Source organism: Kitasatospora sp. NPDC051702, assembly GCF_040681575.1.
GTDB lineage: Bacteria > Actinomycetota > Actinomycetes > Streptomycetales > Streptomycetaceae > Kitasatospora.
The window spans coordinates 69,475-83,515 of record NZ_JBFAZB010000020.1 but is presented as its reverse complement, the minus strand read 5'-3'; the positions used below and the strand labels follow the sequence as shown (position 1 = coordinate 83,515).

The window sequence follows — 14,041 nt, the reverse complement described above, 5'->3', positions numbered from 1 at the left end:
CCTCCCGAACCTCATCGCGCACCACCCTCCGGGCCCACGAGAGCCCAAACGATCTTCCCAATACCTTCCGGCCGGGGGCAGCAGCCCCACTCCGCGGACAACGCCTCCACCAGGCACAACCCACGCCCCGAGTTGTCATCCGGACCGGTCGACCGTCGGATCACCGGCTTCTCGCTGCTCGCGTCGTGTACCTCGATCCGAAGGTGGTCACAGACCAACTCGAACCGGATGGCGATACGCCGCCCCTTGGGCACGCGGGCGTGGACCACGGCGTTGGTCATCAGCTCTGACAGCACGAGCAGACCGCCGGACAGGAGCTCAGACGCTCCGGGAACGCCGATCAGGAAGTCCCGCAGCAGCAAGCGGGCCGTGTGCACCGACAGCCGATGGCGCGGAAGCGTCGCCTCGAACGCCGACATCCCAACGGCCAGCTGACCGGCCCCACTACCGACATGGGGTTCACCCGAGCTGATCACGCGCACCACCCTCCCGGTGCCCAATGGGAGGCCCGAACCTGGACGTTCCGGCCCTTGACACCAGACTGCCGAGAGGGAATGCGGACTTCGTACCCAAGCTGATTACCCAATGTGGGTAAACTCACAGGCAATCAACTTCCGTGCAGCAGCTTCGATCAACAGCGGGGGCAGAGGTGACCGAGGCGCGCGTACCGGACCGGCTCCCAGCGGTCCTGCTGTCCAACCCAGAGATGATCACCGCATGCCGAACACGTGACTTCGCCGCCGTGTTCCGACTGCTCAAACTGTCCGGGATCTACCCATCGCTCATTGCCCGTGCCTGTGACATGACGCCGAGTCGGGTCGGCGAGGTCATGGCAGGCAAGCGCAAAATCGAGAAGATCGATCTCGTCGAGCGCATCGCGGACGGACTGCACATCCCTGGCCGCATGCTCGGACTCGCTTCTCGGGCGTGGGAGCAGGAGGCGGCGCCAGCGCAGCCCCGACGCCACGCTCCGGCGCCGGCCATTCAGGGCCAGGGCCTCAACGCCCCGATCGACCCGGAGTTCTTCGTCAGCCATCTCCGCACGGTCATGCCTGGCCACTACAGGGCCGCCAACTTACTCGGCTCCCGCCACGCGCTCGACGCGGTGACCCGACACGTTGGACTGCTCGACCGTCTTCAGCAACACGCCGGCGGCCGTGTTCGAGACGAACTCCTGACGATCGGCGCCCGCACCGCCGAGTTCCTGGGCTGGCTGAACCAAGATCTCGGGGATTTCGACCAAGCTCTCTACTGGTCGGACCGCGCCATGGAATGGGCCCAAGAGAGCGGCGACGACGTCATGGCCGCTTACGTTCTCTTCCGGAAGAGCAACCAGGCCACCGCTCAGCGCAACGCTCAGAAGGCCGTCAGTCTCGCCCGAGCCGCCCAGCGATCGGCCGGGGCCACGCACCGTATCCGCGCCCTGGCCGCGCAGCAGGAGGCCCAGGGCCACGCCCTCATGAGCAACCCGCGCTTCGCCCAGGCCAAGTTCGACGAGGCTCACGAACTCGCCGCCGCGCCGGATGACTCACACGCAGACGACGCGCTTGATCTCGCATACTGCACGCCGACCTACATCGAGATGCAGCGGGCGAACTGCCTGATCGACTTCGGCGACCCGAGCACCGCCGTGGGCATGTTCGAGTCGGAACTCCGGTCGCTGCCGCCGATCTACCGCAACGACCAAGGCGTGTACCTCTCCCGACTGGCGCGCGCCTACGCAGTGTCCGGCGAGCCGGAACAGGCCGCTGCCGCAGCCGGCCGGGCCCTCTCGATCGCCATCGACACCGAATCCGCCCGAGCGATGTCCGAACTGTCCGCAGCGGGCAAGGCCCTTCAACGCTGGCACGCCGTACCCGAAGTAGCCACCTTCACCGGCCGCTTGACCCTGATGAGCACAACGCCTCCTCTCGACCGCTGACGACCTGATGAGAGAGGCTGAGCCCATGGACGCACTGATCACGGCCGCCACTTCCGCAGACGAACGCCGACGCGGCTCCAAGGTCGCCGTACTGCCAGTCGGCAGCTTCGAGCAGCACGGCGACCACTTGCCGCTCATCACGGACACGGTCGTGGCCAGCTTGATCGCCCAGCAGATCGCCGCCGACTACGACCTGTTCCTCCTGCCGCCCATCACGCTGTCCTGCTCCCACGAGCACGCGCACATGCCCGGCACCGTCAGCATCAGCGCCGCCACGCTCTACGCCGTGATCAACGACATCTGGAGGTCGCTCCAGGCATCCGGAGCCCCCGGCCTCCTGATCGTGAACGGCCACGGCGGCAACTACGTCCTCTCGAACGTCGTCCAGGAGGCCAACACCGACGGCCCGCGCGTAGCCCTCTTCCCCGTTCGGGAGGACTGGCACCAGGCCCGCGAAGCCGCCGCCCTGGAGAGCTCAGGCGCCGAGGACATGCACGGCGGCGAACTGGAGGTATCCCTGCTCCTGCACGGCGCTCCCCACCTCGTCCGCGACGGTATCGAGGGCGACGACCACGACGCCCCGGAGCGCCCCCACCTCCTCACCCTGGGCATGGCCGGCTACACCCGGAACGGCATCATCGGCCGCCCCTCGCTCGGTACAGCCGAGAAGGGCAAAGCCGTCCTTGAGAGCCTGTCCAAGTCAGCCGCCGCGCACCTGTCACTGTTCACGAAGCACCGTAGTAGCGCTACGACAGCTTGAACCGCGTTCGCACGGAATTCTAGAGGCGCTTGGCATCAGCTTTGTAAGGTCAAACCAAACAGCCCGTTGACCTATGCCAACGGGCTGTTATGGTGCAACTCAGGTCAGCCGGTGTTAATCGTCCAACCCTTGTCGTGGAGGATCTGGTAGATCGGGACATACATCATGGCGCTGAAGCACCAGGGCGCCCGGGATCCGCCATCGGAAACCGTCCGACCGTTGCAATTAACGGTGTTGTCCAGAGCGGTGAGCGAGCCGCGCGCGACAATCTTCCCGGCAGAATCGTAGGAGTAAACCGGAGCTCCACTGTCGCCGTTGACCGCGGCAATGTCATTGGGATCGGTCTGGTATGCGTGGTCGGCCACCGTACGCCAGACCATGTTGTTCCCTAGGAAGGAATAGTCGGTCTTATCAATCTTGATGCCACAGTGGGTTCCGCCATTGGCGCCCGACTGGCAGATCCAGTCACCGACGTTGTTGTGCCCCCACCCGGAAACGTATCGCGCATTGTCGTTCGACTGATTCCAGGGACCTTCATAGACAGCATTGCCTACGGCGTTCCCGGTGTTGATGCCTTCGATGTCGTCGACATCAAGCCGGTCCTGCTGCTCCGTCGATCCGACGAAATTTCCGTTGTACCAGTTGTGGAACGTGCCGTCACCGCAGTGATAAGCCGTGGTGAGGAGCGGCGTACCGTCAGAACGGGTAACACCGAATCCGCTAGAGCAGATGGTGCCACCGGGAGTCTGGAGCCCGTCCCCACCCCACCAGGGAGACGAGTCCTCTCCTCGGGTGGCATCGGTGGCGATCGGCGCGTAGTTCGCCAGCGTTTCAACGCCGGTAAGGCTGTCGGTGGCAGCCTTGACCTCGCGGGTCTTGGCATCACGCTTCACATCGCTCACCGGGGGCTGCCCCGAGAGAGTGAAGGCGCTGGCGCGATTGGCGACTGGCTCTTCGTCGTAGCCGACAACCAGGCCGCTGCCGTCAACCGCCGGCGCGATGCTCGTGATACGGGTCGGGGCCGCGGTGACACTGGATGCCAGCTGCTGGGGCTTCCCGTTCTTCAGCAGCTTGGCGCGCGCCTGATGCAGCTCGGCCTTGGTGTACTTCGCCGGAATGACCTCAGCCGTCACACCTGCGGGCAGGTTGTTCAGGACTCCCTGCACCGAATTCGGAACGGTGCCCTTCCAGTGGACTCGGATGTGGTTCGTGGCCGGGTCTACCTCAACCTCTGAGAATCCCGGTATCTTCTCCCGGTCAACAGAGGAAAGCCCGCCGGTCATCTGGTCTACGACCTTGTCCAGGACCTGCTGCTTCTTCATCAGCTCAATGACCTGCGGGCTGGCCGCAGGTGTGCCGACGACAGGCTTCTTGTCCTTACCCGAGCCTGCCGCACTCGCGGATGCGGCGAAGGCGGGTACAGCGATCGACACTGACAGCGCAACGGCTGCAGCCAATCCTACTCTGCCTCGCACCTTAAAGTTTCGAGGACTCATTCTTCCCCCCAGTAGCCGTCTTCCCTGCTCAATCTTGCAGCAGGCGACCGCATCCTAACGGATTGAAGCTGCAGTCTGCATGCCATATATTTGCCACAGAACTTCACATACTCCACACGCTGGGTCCATTTTTTAGATATCAGGAAAATGTCTAGTTTGAGGCGTTTGATCTGATATTCCCGACTGCGGCAGTGCATTGAGGGATTCAGGGTCCGTTAGTAGGCACCCCGATGACTCGCTTGACGTGGTGAGCGTCGGCCCGACAGCATTGCGGTTGATCTATGAGGAGGCGCCTTGAGGCGAGCTAACTGGATGCCGCGCCTATCGAGGCGCACACGCTTCATCGTCATAGCCGTACTGGCAGTCGTGGGCTTCGAGTTGGCCCTTGAAACGTGGTGGCTGCCCGCGAAGTGGCACACCTACGATGCCGCGGCGACGGGTCGAATGCTGGTGAGCGCGGACGGCCAGACGATCACGTTGGCCGTTGAATGGCAGTGCGAGCAGGAACCAGACCTCGTAACGCGCCAGAGCAACGACCGGGTCGAGATTCTGCTGCACCGCAAGGGCTTCAAGGGACCGACGTATCAGTGCCCCGAAGGCGGCTCTTCTCGGATCAGCACCCACCTCAGTGCACCCCTGGCATCACGGCCACTGATAGACGCGGTAACGAACCAGCCCGTTGCGTACCTCGACGGCCAAGAGCTGGCAAAGCCGACCTACCTGCCCCCCGGCTACGACCATCCCGACACGGACCCCGTGCCCTACCTCCCTGGTCTGGCCCAGCCCCCCGCCGGCGTGCCCACCTGGACCACTGGATACCAGCACGGGACAGGAGCGCAAGCAGGCTCCCGTCTGCTCATCACCCAAACCCGAGGGGACGAGACCTCAGGCCAGGGACAGGCGCAGGCCACAGTTGGCGGGCACCCTGCCACATACGTCAGCGGCTCACCGACCTCTGGGCCGCGTTCGATCATTTGGTCGGACGGAACCTATACCTACACCGTCTCCAGCGGTCGGCCAGCGTCGCTCTCCGATGAGGAGCTGCTACGAGTGGCCGAGGGCCTGCACCACTCGTGAGTCAGCGCGGTGGCCGAGCTGAAACCCACCGACCGCCGACAGCAAGGTCGACCCGATCAGCACCGCGCACGCTTGTCAGGACGAGGACCATGGCCAGCGCATACCGCACTCCACGCGAATCACGGGAGTCCGGTACCTGGGTCAGCCGCTCTAGCGGGCAAGGCACTTCCTAGCAGCCGCCCCAGGCTGCTAGGGGCGGCCGGAATCGGGGGTGATGCCTCGGCAGGCTGGAGTCTCCCTCAGGTCACGCGGCGCAGAGAACTCCATGATCTTGGAAGCCGTGCCCACCTTTTACTCATGTTGCTTCGCGCCCGCTTACGATCACCAACCGTCGCCGATAAAGTAAGGCTGGATCGATGCCCCGCACCCCAACGCCGATACGCTTGACCGCTGGCACCCTGGCCTTGACCGCTCTGCTGGCATGCGCAGCCTGTGCTGGACAGACCAATGTCACGCCGTCCGCTCCTGTGCCGACGAGTGCCGCCCCGTCTGCCGTCGCCGTAAGCCCTACGCCGAGCGTCACCGTAAGCTCTACGCCGAGCTCAGGCCGACCGGACCAGCAGCAGCTGGACACGGCCGCGGACGCGGTCTCACACCTCAGTAGCTCCTACCAGGATGTCTTCACAGGCCTGGTGGTGGATGTTCCGGATGGTTGCGTCATCGTCTACCGGAAGCCGGGCGGTGGCAGCTTCGACGCCGCCCTCGCTCACCTGGGTCTGAGCGTGCGTATCGACCTGCGCGATGCTCCGCGCTCGATCAGCGAGCTGGCCGCCACCCGCACCCAGGTCACGGCACTGATAGGGCACACGAGCGACTACAGCATCGTCATGGTGGGCGACGGCTCGGAGGTGAGCTTCGCCCACGGCGTGGTGGAGGTCGGCGTCAGCGGAAATCTGTCCAGCGCCCAGGCAGACCTGCGTAGCCGCTTCGGCGACCGGGTCACTGTCTCAGCCGCCCAACCGCCCGCCGGCTGAGCGGACTCTCCGCCCCCCATGCTCGACTCATGATCACAAACCGGACGCCGTCCGACTAGGCCGAAGCCCTGACCGCCCCCTGGCTCCTACCAGGGGGCGGCGTGCTATCCGAGTCCAGTCGTCACGTCGATCACCCGCATGTCGCCCATGCTGGCTAGCTCCGACGGGCAGCAGAGTTGACGACGATCGCGCACTGCCAGGCCGTGAGGGGCTCATACCCACTCGATCGAGGACTCGATGCCCGGGGCACTCCGGGCGGCGGGCAGAGGGGTTCTCTGGCCGCCTTGCCGGGCCTTCCTGGAGTGGGCGGGCCCGTCCGGGGCGCGCATCATGCCGAGCGCGCCCAGGACGAGCTCCCGCTCACCCTCCGGAAGGCTGTGAAGTAAGTCACACAGCTCGTCCACCGTGTCACCCATGCTGCGGGCTATTTCTGCTGCTCAGCGGCGTTGACGACCGTCAGCGGGAGCAGCTTCTTGCCCGTCGGGCCGATTTGTATAGCCGTCTGCATCTGGGGGCACACGCCGCAGTCGAAGCACGGGGTCCAGCGGCAGTCGTCGACCTCGACCTCCTCCAGGGCGTCCTGCCAGTCCTCCCACAGCCAGTCCTTGTCGAGGCCGCTGTCCAGGTGGTCCCAGGGCAGCACCTCCTCGTAGGTCCGCTCGCGGGTGGTGTACCAGTCGACGTCGACGCCGGTGCCGGCCAGGCCCTTCTCGGCGCAGGCGATCCAGCGGTCGTAGGAGAAGTGCTCGCGCCAGCCGTCGAAGCGGCCGCCGTCCTCGTAGACCGCACGGATGACGCCGCCGACCCGGCGGTCGCCGCGGGAGAGCAGGCCCTCGATGATGCCCGGCTTGCCGTCGTGGTAGCGGTAGCCGATGTTCTTGCCGTACTTGCGGTCACCGCGGATCGAGTCGCGCAGCTTGGCCAGGCGGGCGTCGGTGTCCTCGGCGGACAGCTGCGGGGCCCACTGGAACGGGGTGTGCGGCTTGGGCACGAACCCGCCGATGGAGACGGTGCAGCGGATGTCGTTCTGGCCGGTGACCTCGCGGCCCTTCTGGATGACGTTCTTCGCCATCTCGCCGATCTGGAGCACGTCCTCGTCGGTCTCGGTGGGCAGGCCGCACATGAAGTACAGCTTCACCTGGCGCCACCCGTTGCCGTAGGCGGTGGCGACGGTGCGGATCAGGTCCTCCTCCGACACCATCTTGTTGATCACCTTGCGCATGCGCTCGCTGCCGCCCTCGGGGGCGAAGGTGAGGCCCGAACGGCGACCGTTGCGGGACAGCTCGTTGGCGAGGTCGATGTTGAAGGCGTCGACGCGGGTGGACGGCAGCGACAGGCCGATCTTGTCGTCGGTGTAGCGGTCGGCCAGGCCCTTGGCGATGTCGCCGATCTCGGTGTGGTCGGCGCTGGACAGCGACAGCAGGCCGACCTCCTCGAAGCCGGTCGCCTTGAGCCCGCGCTCGACCATCTCGCCGATGCCGGTGATGCTTCGCTCCCGCACGGGGCGCGTGATCATGCCGGCCTGGCAGAAGCGGCAGCCGCGGGTGCAGCCGCGGAAGATCTCCACGGACATCCGCTCGTGGACGGTCTCGGCGAGCGGGACGAGCGGCTGCTTCGGGTAGGGCCACTCGTCGAGGTCCATCACGGTGTGCTTGGACACCCGCCACGGCACGCCCGGGGCGTTCGGCACGACGCGGCCGATCCGGCCGTCGGCCAGGTACTCCACGTCGTAGAACCGCGGCACGTAGACCGCACCGGTGCGGGCCAGGCGCAGCAGCACCTCGTCGCGCCCGCCGGGGCGGCCCTCGGCCTTCCAGGCGCGCACGATGTCGGTGATGTCGAGCACGGCCTGCTCGCCGTCGCCGACGACCGCGCAGTCGATGAAGTCCGCGATCGGCTCGGGGTTGAAGGCCGCGTGGCCGCCCGCCAGGACGATCGGGTCCTCGTCGGTGCGGTCCCTGGACTCCAGCGGGATGCCGGCCAGGTCGAGCGCGGTCAGCATGTTGGTGTAGCCGAGCTCGGTGGAGAACGACAGCCCGAAGACGTCGAAGGCCTTGACCGGGCGGTGCGCGTCCACGGTGAACTGCGGGACCCGGTGCTCGCGCATCAGCGCCTCGAGGTCGGGCCACACGCTGTAGGTGCGCTCGGCGAGCACGCCCTCGCGCTCGTTGAGCACCTCGTAGAGGATCATGACGCCCTGGTTGGGCAGGCCGACCTCGTAGGCGTCGGGGTACATCAGCGCCCAGCGGACGTCGCAGGCGTCCCAGTCCTTGACGGTCGAGTTCAGCTCGCCGCCGACGTACTGGATCGGCTTCTGGACGTGCGGGAGGAGGGCCTCCAGGCGTGGGAAGACCGATTCGACAGTCATGTACTAGGAACCCTTACGACGTGATTCGGTGCCGCGCGCATCGACAGGCGACGGCTGGGAGGGGTGACCCTCAAGGGTAGCCCAATCCGGGGAACGGCCTTCCGGCCGCACACCGCGCCCCGCTCCCGCCCCGCTCCCGCGCCGGAGCCCCGCCCGCGCTCCGGCGCGACCCTCCCCGCGGGCGCCCGCCCCCGGCACGCGCAGTGCGCGCCCGCCGGCCCGCGCCGTCCGCCGTTGACATGTCCGGAGCGCCCGTGCGGTACTGACAGGGCGCCGTCAGAGACCTCTGCACCCCTTCCGGACAGGGGAGTTGGGCCGTACGCTCAGGCCCTCGCCGACTCCCTCACCCCGGCGACCCGTTCCCGGCCCGCAGCGCCCCCGTTCCCGGCTGCGCAGGCCGCGTCCGGCGGTGCGGCCCGCTCCCCGGCGGCCCGGCGACCGGGGCCCGCGGGTGCACCGGAAGGACGCCCAAGGAGAACCATGACCGACACCGACCGGCGGATCCGTCCCTCCCGGCCCCTCGACACCCGGCCGGCCCGCTACCCCACCGCGGCACAGACGGAGGCCGCGGCACGGCGGCTCGCGCTGCGCCACCCCGAGCGGTGCCGGCTGCGCGAGGCGGGCCGCTCCCGGGCCGGGCGCCCGCTGCTGCTGCTCTCCGTCGACCGGGGGCCGCGCGCGGTCCTGGTAGTCGGCGGGCCGCACCCGAACGAGCCGGTGGGGACGGCCAGCGCGCTGCGGCTGGCCGGGCTGCTGCTGGACCGCCCGGCCCGGCCGGGCGTCTCCTGGCACCTGCTGCTCTGCCTGGACCCGGACGGCGCCGCGCTCAACGCGGGCTGGCTGGACGGCCCGCTCACCATGGACCGGCACTACGAGCACTTCTTCCGCCCCTCCTTCACCGAGCAGCCCGAACTGCTGCCGGCCCCCGGCTCCGGCCTCCCGCCGATGCCGGAGAGCCTGGTGCTGACCGGCCTGATCGACGAGCTGCGCCCGTTCCTGCAGTGCTCGCTGCACGGCGTGGACTTCGGTGGTGCCTTCGTCCAACTGACGGCTCCGGTGCCGGGGTTGCCCGAGCAGTTCGCCTGCTCGGTGCGCCGCGCGGGCATCCCGCCGGACGTCGACTCCTTCGACGCGATCGGCTGGGCCAGCCCCTCGCCGGGCACCTACCTGATGCCCTCGGCCGACGGCGCCGACCGATCCAGGGCGCTGCCGGACCGCCCGGAGCTGTCCACCTGGTCCTACGCCGGGCGCCACGGCGGGGTGACGGCCGTGCTGGAGGTGCCGATGTGGGCCGTCGAGGCGGTCGCCGACGGCCGACCGCACCCGGCGGTGGAGCGGACGGTCGGCGACGCGGCCCGCACGCTGCGCGAGCGCGCCGAGGAGCTGTCCGGCCTGCTGGCGCTGGTGCCCCCGCACGCCCGGGCGGCGCACGGCGAGCTGGTGCGCGCGGCGGAGTTCACCCTGGAGGTCTGCCCGGCGGTGGCGGACGAGTGGGTGGCGCGCTGGTGCGCGGAGCCGCTCACGGTGTCCCGGGTGACGGCGGCCGGGATCGTGGCGGCCCGGATCCCGCTGCGGGTGGCGTCGATGCTGCTGCGGTTGCTGGCGGACACCGGCGGTCCGGCGGTGGAGGCGGCCCGGGTCCGCGCCGGGGCGGTGGCCGCCGAGAGCCTGGACCGGCTGCGGGCCGGGTTCGGCGCGCAGTGGGTGCCGGTGCGCACACAGGTCGCCCACCAGACCAGGACGGTGCTGGCGGCCGCCGACTGCCTGCTCTGACCGCGCCCGCCCTGCCGCCAGCCCCCGTCGGGGCGCACGACCGGGCGGGAACGCCGAGGGCCGGCCCGGGAGGACTCCCGGACCGGCCCCGGTGAACGGGCCGGCCGCGCCGGCGGGCCGACGTGCCGGTCAGGCCGCTATCGGCCGCTGGCTGCGCACCGCCTGCAACAGCCCGACCGCGAGCCAGACCGCGAACATCGACGACCCGCCGTAGGAGACGAAGGGCAGCGGGATGCCGGCCACCGGCATGATGCCCAGGCACATCCCGATGTTCTCGAAGGCCTGGAAGGAGAACCAGGCGATGATCCCGGCCGCCACGATCGTCCCGTACAGGTCGGTCGCCTGGCGGGCGATCCGGCAGGCCCGCCACAGCACCACGCCGACCAGCACGATGATCGCCAGCGCGCCGACGAAGCCGAGCTCCTCGCCGGCCACCGTGAACACGAAGTCGGTCTGCTGCTCCGGGACGAACTGCCCGGTGGTCTGCGTCCCGTGGAAGAGCCCCTTGCCGGTCAGGCCGCCCGAGCCGATCGCGATCCTTGCCTGCGCGGTGTTGTAGCCCACGCCGGACGGGTCCAGCTGCGGGTTGGCGAAGGCGGCGAAGCGGTCGATCTGGTACTTGCTGAGCACGCCGAGCTTCCAGATGGCCACGCAGCCGCCCGCGCCGGCCAGGAGCAGCCCGAGCACCCAGCGGTTGGCGGCGCCCGAGCCGAGCAGGATGCCCAGCACGATCGCGGCCATCACCATCACCGAGCCGGCGTCCGGCATCAGCAGCACTATGCACATCGGCAGGCAGGCCCAGACCAGGCCGCGGAACACCGCCCGGTGCGAGGGGTACTCCCGCTCCCCGGCGTCCACCTGGTCCGACAGCACGACCGCCATCGCGAGCACGATCGCCAGCTTCGCGAACTCGGCGGGCTGGATCGAGAAGCCGCCGCCCAGCTGGATCCAGGAGTGCGCTCCGTTGATGGTCGAGCCGAGCGGGCTGAGCGTGGCGAGCAGCATGAGGATCACGCCGACGTACAGGAACGGCACCAGCGTGCGGAAGCGCCGACTCCCTATGCCTATCACCACCGCGCACAGGACCAGCCCGACCACCAGGTTGGTGAGGTGCCGGTACAGGAAGTACTGCGGGTCGCCGTGGGTGAGCGAGTCGCGTCCGCGGGTGGCGGACCAGACCAGCAGCGAGCTGCCGAGCGAGAGGGCCAGCGCGGCCAGCAGCAGTATCCAGTCCAGCCGCCAGAGCGGGGAGTCCTTGGCGAGGGCCTTGGAGACCCCGCTGCGCTGCGGGGCCAGCCGCAGCTGCCGGTACGAGCCGTAGGAGGTCATGCCCGCCCCCTTCCCGGGCCGCGGTTCGGTTCGAGTGCGGCGCCGGCCGCGGTGCCGAGGACGGGCCGGTCGGCCGGCTGCGGCGGGTCGAGGAAGGCCGGGGCCGCGGCCGGCAGGTCCTGCACGGCCGACAGGGTCAGCGGCGCGGGAGCGGCCTGCGCGGCGCCCGGCAGGGCCGGGTCGGCGGCGGTGCCGCGCGCGGGGTCGGCGGTGACGGTGTACGCGGCGGGCTTGATGACGGCGGTGCCGTCCGGGTTGAACTTCGGCAGCTCGGTCTGCGGCGCGGGCAGCAGCGCCTTGCCGTTGTCGATGTTGCCCTTGTCGTCGACGCCGTAGAGGGCCTGGTAGATCCGTCGGATCGCGTCACCCGAGCCGCCGGAGCCCGTGCCGCCCTGGCTTATCGTCATGACGACCGCGTAGTCCTTGCTGTACGTGGTCAGCCAGGAGGTGGTCTGCTTGCCCTCGACCTCGGCGGTGCCGGTCTTGGCGTGCAGCTCGATCTTGTTCTGCGGCCAGCCGGCCCCGGCGAACTTCCAGGCCGCGGTGCCGCTGGTGATGACGCCCGCGGTGGCCTGGTCGATGTAGCTCAGCAGCTTCTGGTCGCCGGGGAACTTGGCGTCCTCGTGCGGGGCGATCTCGCGGACGAGATCCCCGCTCGGGCTTATCACGGCCTTGGCGACGGTCGGCCGGTAGAAGGTGCCGCCGTTGGCCAGCGCCGAGTAGATCCGGGCCATCTGGACCGGGGTGACGAGCGTGTCGCCCTGGCCGATCGCGAAGTTGACGGCGTCACCGGCGCGCATCTGGTAGCCGTCGACGCAGTTCTCCCGGGCGATCTGGTCGGAGAAGCTGGTGCCGCCCTTCTCCGCCTGCTTGCACCAGGCGTCCTTGTTGTTGTCGAAGAAGGACTGCTTCCACTGCCGGTCCGGCACCCGTCCGGTGACCTCGCTGGGCAGGTCGATGCCGGTCTTGGCGCCGAGGCCGAACTGGTGGGCGGTCTTGAAGAACCAGTCGCCCGGGTCCTTCTTCGGCTTGATGCCGCCGTCCTTCATCCACTGGTCGTAGGCGAGGCCGTAGAAGACGGTGTCGCAGGAGACCTCCAGGGCCTTCTCCAGGGAGATCGCGCCGAAGTTCTCGCTCTCGAAGTTCTTGAACTCGCGGCCGCCGATGGTCATGCTCTTCGGGCAGTCGTACCGGCCGTCGAGCGAGTAGCCGGCCTGCACGGCGGCGGTGGTGGAGATGACCTTGAAGGTCGAGCCGGGGGCGGACTGACCCTGTATGGCCCGGTTCAGCAGCGGGAAGTTGGAGTCCTTGCTGGTCAGCGACTGGTAGTCCTTGCCGGTGATGCCGCCGACCCAGAGGTTGGGGTCGTAGGTCGGTGCGCTGGCCATCGCGACGATCCGCCCGGTGTGCACGTCCATCACGACGGCGGCGCCGGAGTCGGCCTCGTAGTTGCGGTTGGTGACCTTGTCGAAGGTCTTCCGGGCGTCGGCCATCGCCTGGGCCAGGTTGTCCTCGACCACCTTCTGCACCCGGGCGTCGATGCTGGTGACCAGGTTGTTGCCGGTCTGCGGGGCCGCGGTGCCGGCGGTGCCGATGACCCGGCCGAGGTTGTCCACCTCGAGCTGGGTGATGCCGGCGGTGCCGCGCAGGTCGCGGTCGTAGACCGACTCCAGGCCGGCCCGGCCGATCTGGTCGGCCGGCAGGTAGCGGTCCAGGCCGGTCTTGTCGGCGGTCTTGCTGACCTCCTCGTCGGTGACCGGCGAGAGGTAGCCCAGCACCTGGGCCATGTTGGCGCCCTCGGCACCGGTGTAGCGGCGCACGGCGGTGGGCTGCGCGGTGATCCCGGGGAAGTCCTCGCGGCGCTCCATTATCTGCATCGCCTGCTGGGTGGTCGCCTCCTTGGTGACCGGGATCGGCTGGTAGGGCGAGCCGTTCCAGCAGGGCTGCGGGGTCTTGGCGTCGCAGAGCCGGACCTTCTCCTGCACGTCCTTGGCGGGCATGCCCAGCACCTCGGCGAGCCGGGTGAGCACGGCCTTGCCGCCGTCCTTCTGCTGCAGCAGCGAGGTGCGGCTGACGGAGACCACCAGCCGGGTCTCGTTGCCGGCCAGGATCCGCCCGGAGGCGTCCAGGATCTCGCCGCGGACGGCCGGTTCGACGACCTCGCGGATGTGGTTGCCGGTCGCCTTGGCGGTGTAGACGCTGGCGTTGCGGATCTGCAGGTACCAGAGCCGTCCGCCGAGGGTGGCGAGCAGCGACAGCACCAGGATCTGCAGCACCACCAGACGGATCGTCACCCGCCGGGTACGGCCGGTCTCGGGGATGTTGCTCACGTCTCGTGCGCTC

Annotated in this window: 10 protein-coding genes; 5 read left to right on the top strand and 5 right to left on the bottom strand. The window is 68.7% G+C overall.

The window, feature by feature from the left end; genetic code table 11:
* Nucleotides 1-11 precede the first annotated feature (11 nt).
* Complete coding sequence (locus tag AB0N04_RS18725) at nt 12-482, bottom strand: ATP-binding protein (RefSeq protein ID WP_360211540.1); 471 nt, start codon at nt 480-482, stop codon at nt 12-14.
* Between the two features lie 167 nt (nt 483-649).
* Here AB0N04_RS18725 and AB0N04_RS18720 point away from each other — a divergent pair, with 167 nt between their 5' ends.
* Both AB0N04_RS18720 and AB0N04_RS18715 read left to right on the top strand, forming a co-directional pair.
* On the top strand, nt 650-1,921 hold the full coding sequence (locus AB0N04_RS18720; protein ID WP_360211542.1) for a hypothetical protein: 1,272 nt from the start codon (nt 650-652) through the stop codon (nt 1,919-1,921).
* 25 nt (nt 1,922-1,946) lie between these two features.
* On the top strand, nt 1,947-2,681 hold the full coding sequence (locus tag AB0N04_RS18715) for a creatininase family protein (protein WP_360211544.1): 735 nt from the start codon (nt 1,947-1,949) through the stop codon (nt 2,679-2,681).
* 104 nt (nt 2,682-2,785) lie between these two features.
* Here AB0N04_RS18715 and AB0N04_RS18710 read toward each other — a convergent pair whose 3' ends face one another.
* Nucleotides 2,786-4,138 (bottom strand): hypothetical protein, encoded by a 1,353-nt coding sequence (locus AB0N04_RS18710; protein WP_360211546.1) that lies wholly within the window; start codon nt 4,136-4,138, stop codon nt 2,786-2,788.
* Nucleotides 4,139-4,543: 405 nt separating this feature from the next.
* Here AB0N04_RS18710 and AB0N04_RS18705 point away from each other — a divergent pair, with 405 nt between their 5' ends.
* Nucleotides 4,544-5,254 carry a hypothetical protein gene (locus tag AB0N04_RS18705; protein WP_360211548.1) on the top strand — a complete coding sequence of 237 codons (711 nt, stop codon included), beginning with the start codon at nt 4,544-4,546 and terminating at the stop codon, nt 5,252-5,254.
* Between the two features lie 632 nt (nt 5,255-5,886).
* Nucleotides 5,887-6,228, top strand: a complete 342-nt coding sequence (locus AB0N04_RS18700; protein WP_360211550.1) for a hypothetical protein — start codon at nt 5,887-5,889, stop codon at nt 6,226-6,228.
* Between the two features lie 424 nt (nt 6,229-6,652).
* On the opposite strand, the gene AB0N04_RS18695 is transcribed toward AB0N04_RS18700, so the two are convergent.
* Nucleotides 6,653-8,596, bottom strand: a complete 1,944-nt coding sequence (locus tag AB0N04_RS18695) for a TIGR03960 family B12-binding radical SAM protein (RefSeq protein ID WP_360211552.1) — start codon at nt 8,594-8,596, stop codon at nt 6,653-6,655.
* Nucleotides 8,597-9,076: 480 nt separating this feature from the next.
* On the opposite strand from AB0N04_RS18695, the gene AB0N04_RS18690 reads away from it, so the two are divergent.
* Nucleotides 9,077-10,369, top strand: coding sequence for a M14 family zinc carboxypeptidase (locus AB0N04_RS18690; RefSeq protein WP_360211554.1), 1,293 nt, complete (start codon nt 9,077-9,079; stop codon nt 10,367-10,369).
* A 129-nt stretch (nt 10,370-10,498) separates the two neighbouring features.
* On the opposite strand, the gene rodA is transcribed toward AB0N04_RS18690, so the two are convergent.
* The gene (gene rodA / locus AB0N04_RS18685; protein WP_360211556.1) at nt 10,499-11,698 is read right to left on the bottom strand and encodes a rod shape-determining protein RodA; all 1,200 of its coding nucleotides are present in this window, start codon (nt 11,696-11,698) and stop codon (nt 10,499-10,501) included.
* Nucleotides 11,695-14,028, bottom strand: coding sequence for a penicillin-binding protein 2 (gene mrdA, locus AB0N04_RS18680; protein WP_360211558.1), 2,334 nt, complete (start codon nt 14,026-14,028; stop codon nt 11,695-11,697). Before mrdA ends, rodA begins: the two co-directional genes overlap by 4 nt.
* Between the last annotated feature and the right edge of the window lie 13 nt (nt 14,029-14,041).

What these genes read in the sequence shown, in the direction of transcription:
- AB0N04_RS18690 (WP_360211554.1), top strand. Translation starts at nt 9,077, where the DNA reads ATGACCGACACCGACCGGCGGATCCGTCCCTCCCGGCCCCTCGACACC.
- AB0N04_RS18715 (WP_360211544.1), top strand. Translation starts at nt 1,947, where the DNA reads ATGGACGCACTGATCACGGCCGCCACTTCCGCAGACGAACGCCGACGC.
- rodA (WP_360211556.1), bottom strand. Translation starts at nt 11,698, where the DNA reads ATGACCTCCTACGGCTCGTACCGGCAGCTGCGGCTGGCCCCGCAGCGC.
- AB0N04_RS18695 (WP_360211552.1), bottom strand. Translation starts at nt 8,596, where the DNA reads ATGACTGTCGAATCGGTCTTCCCACGCCTGGAGGCCCTCCTCCCGCAC.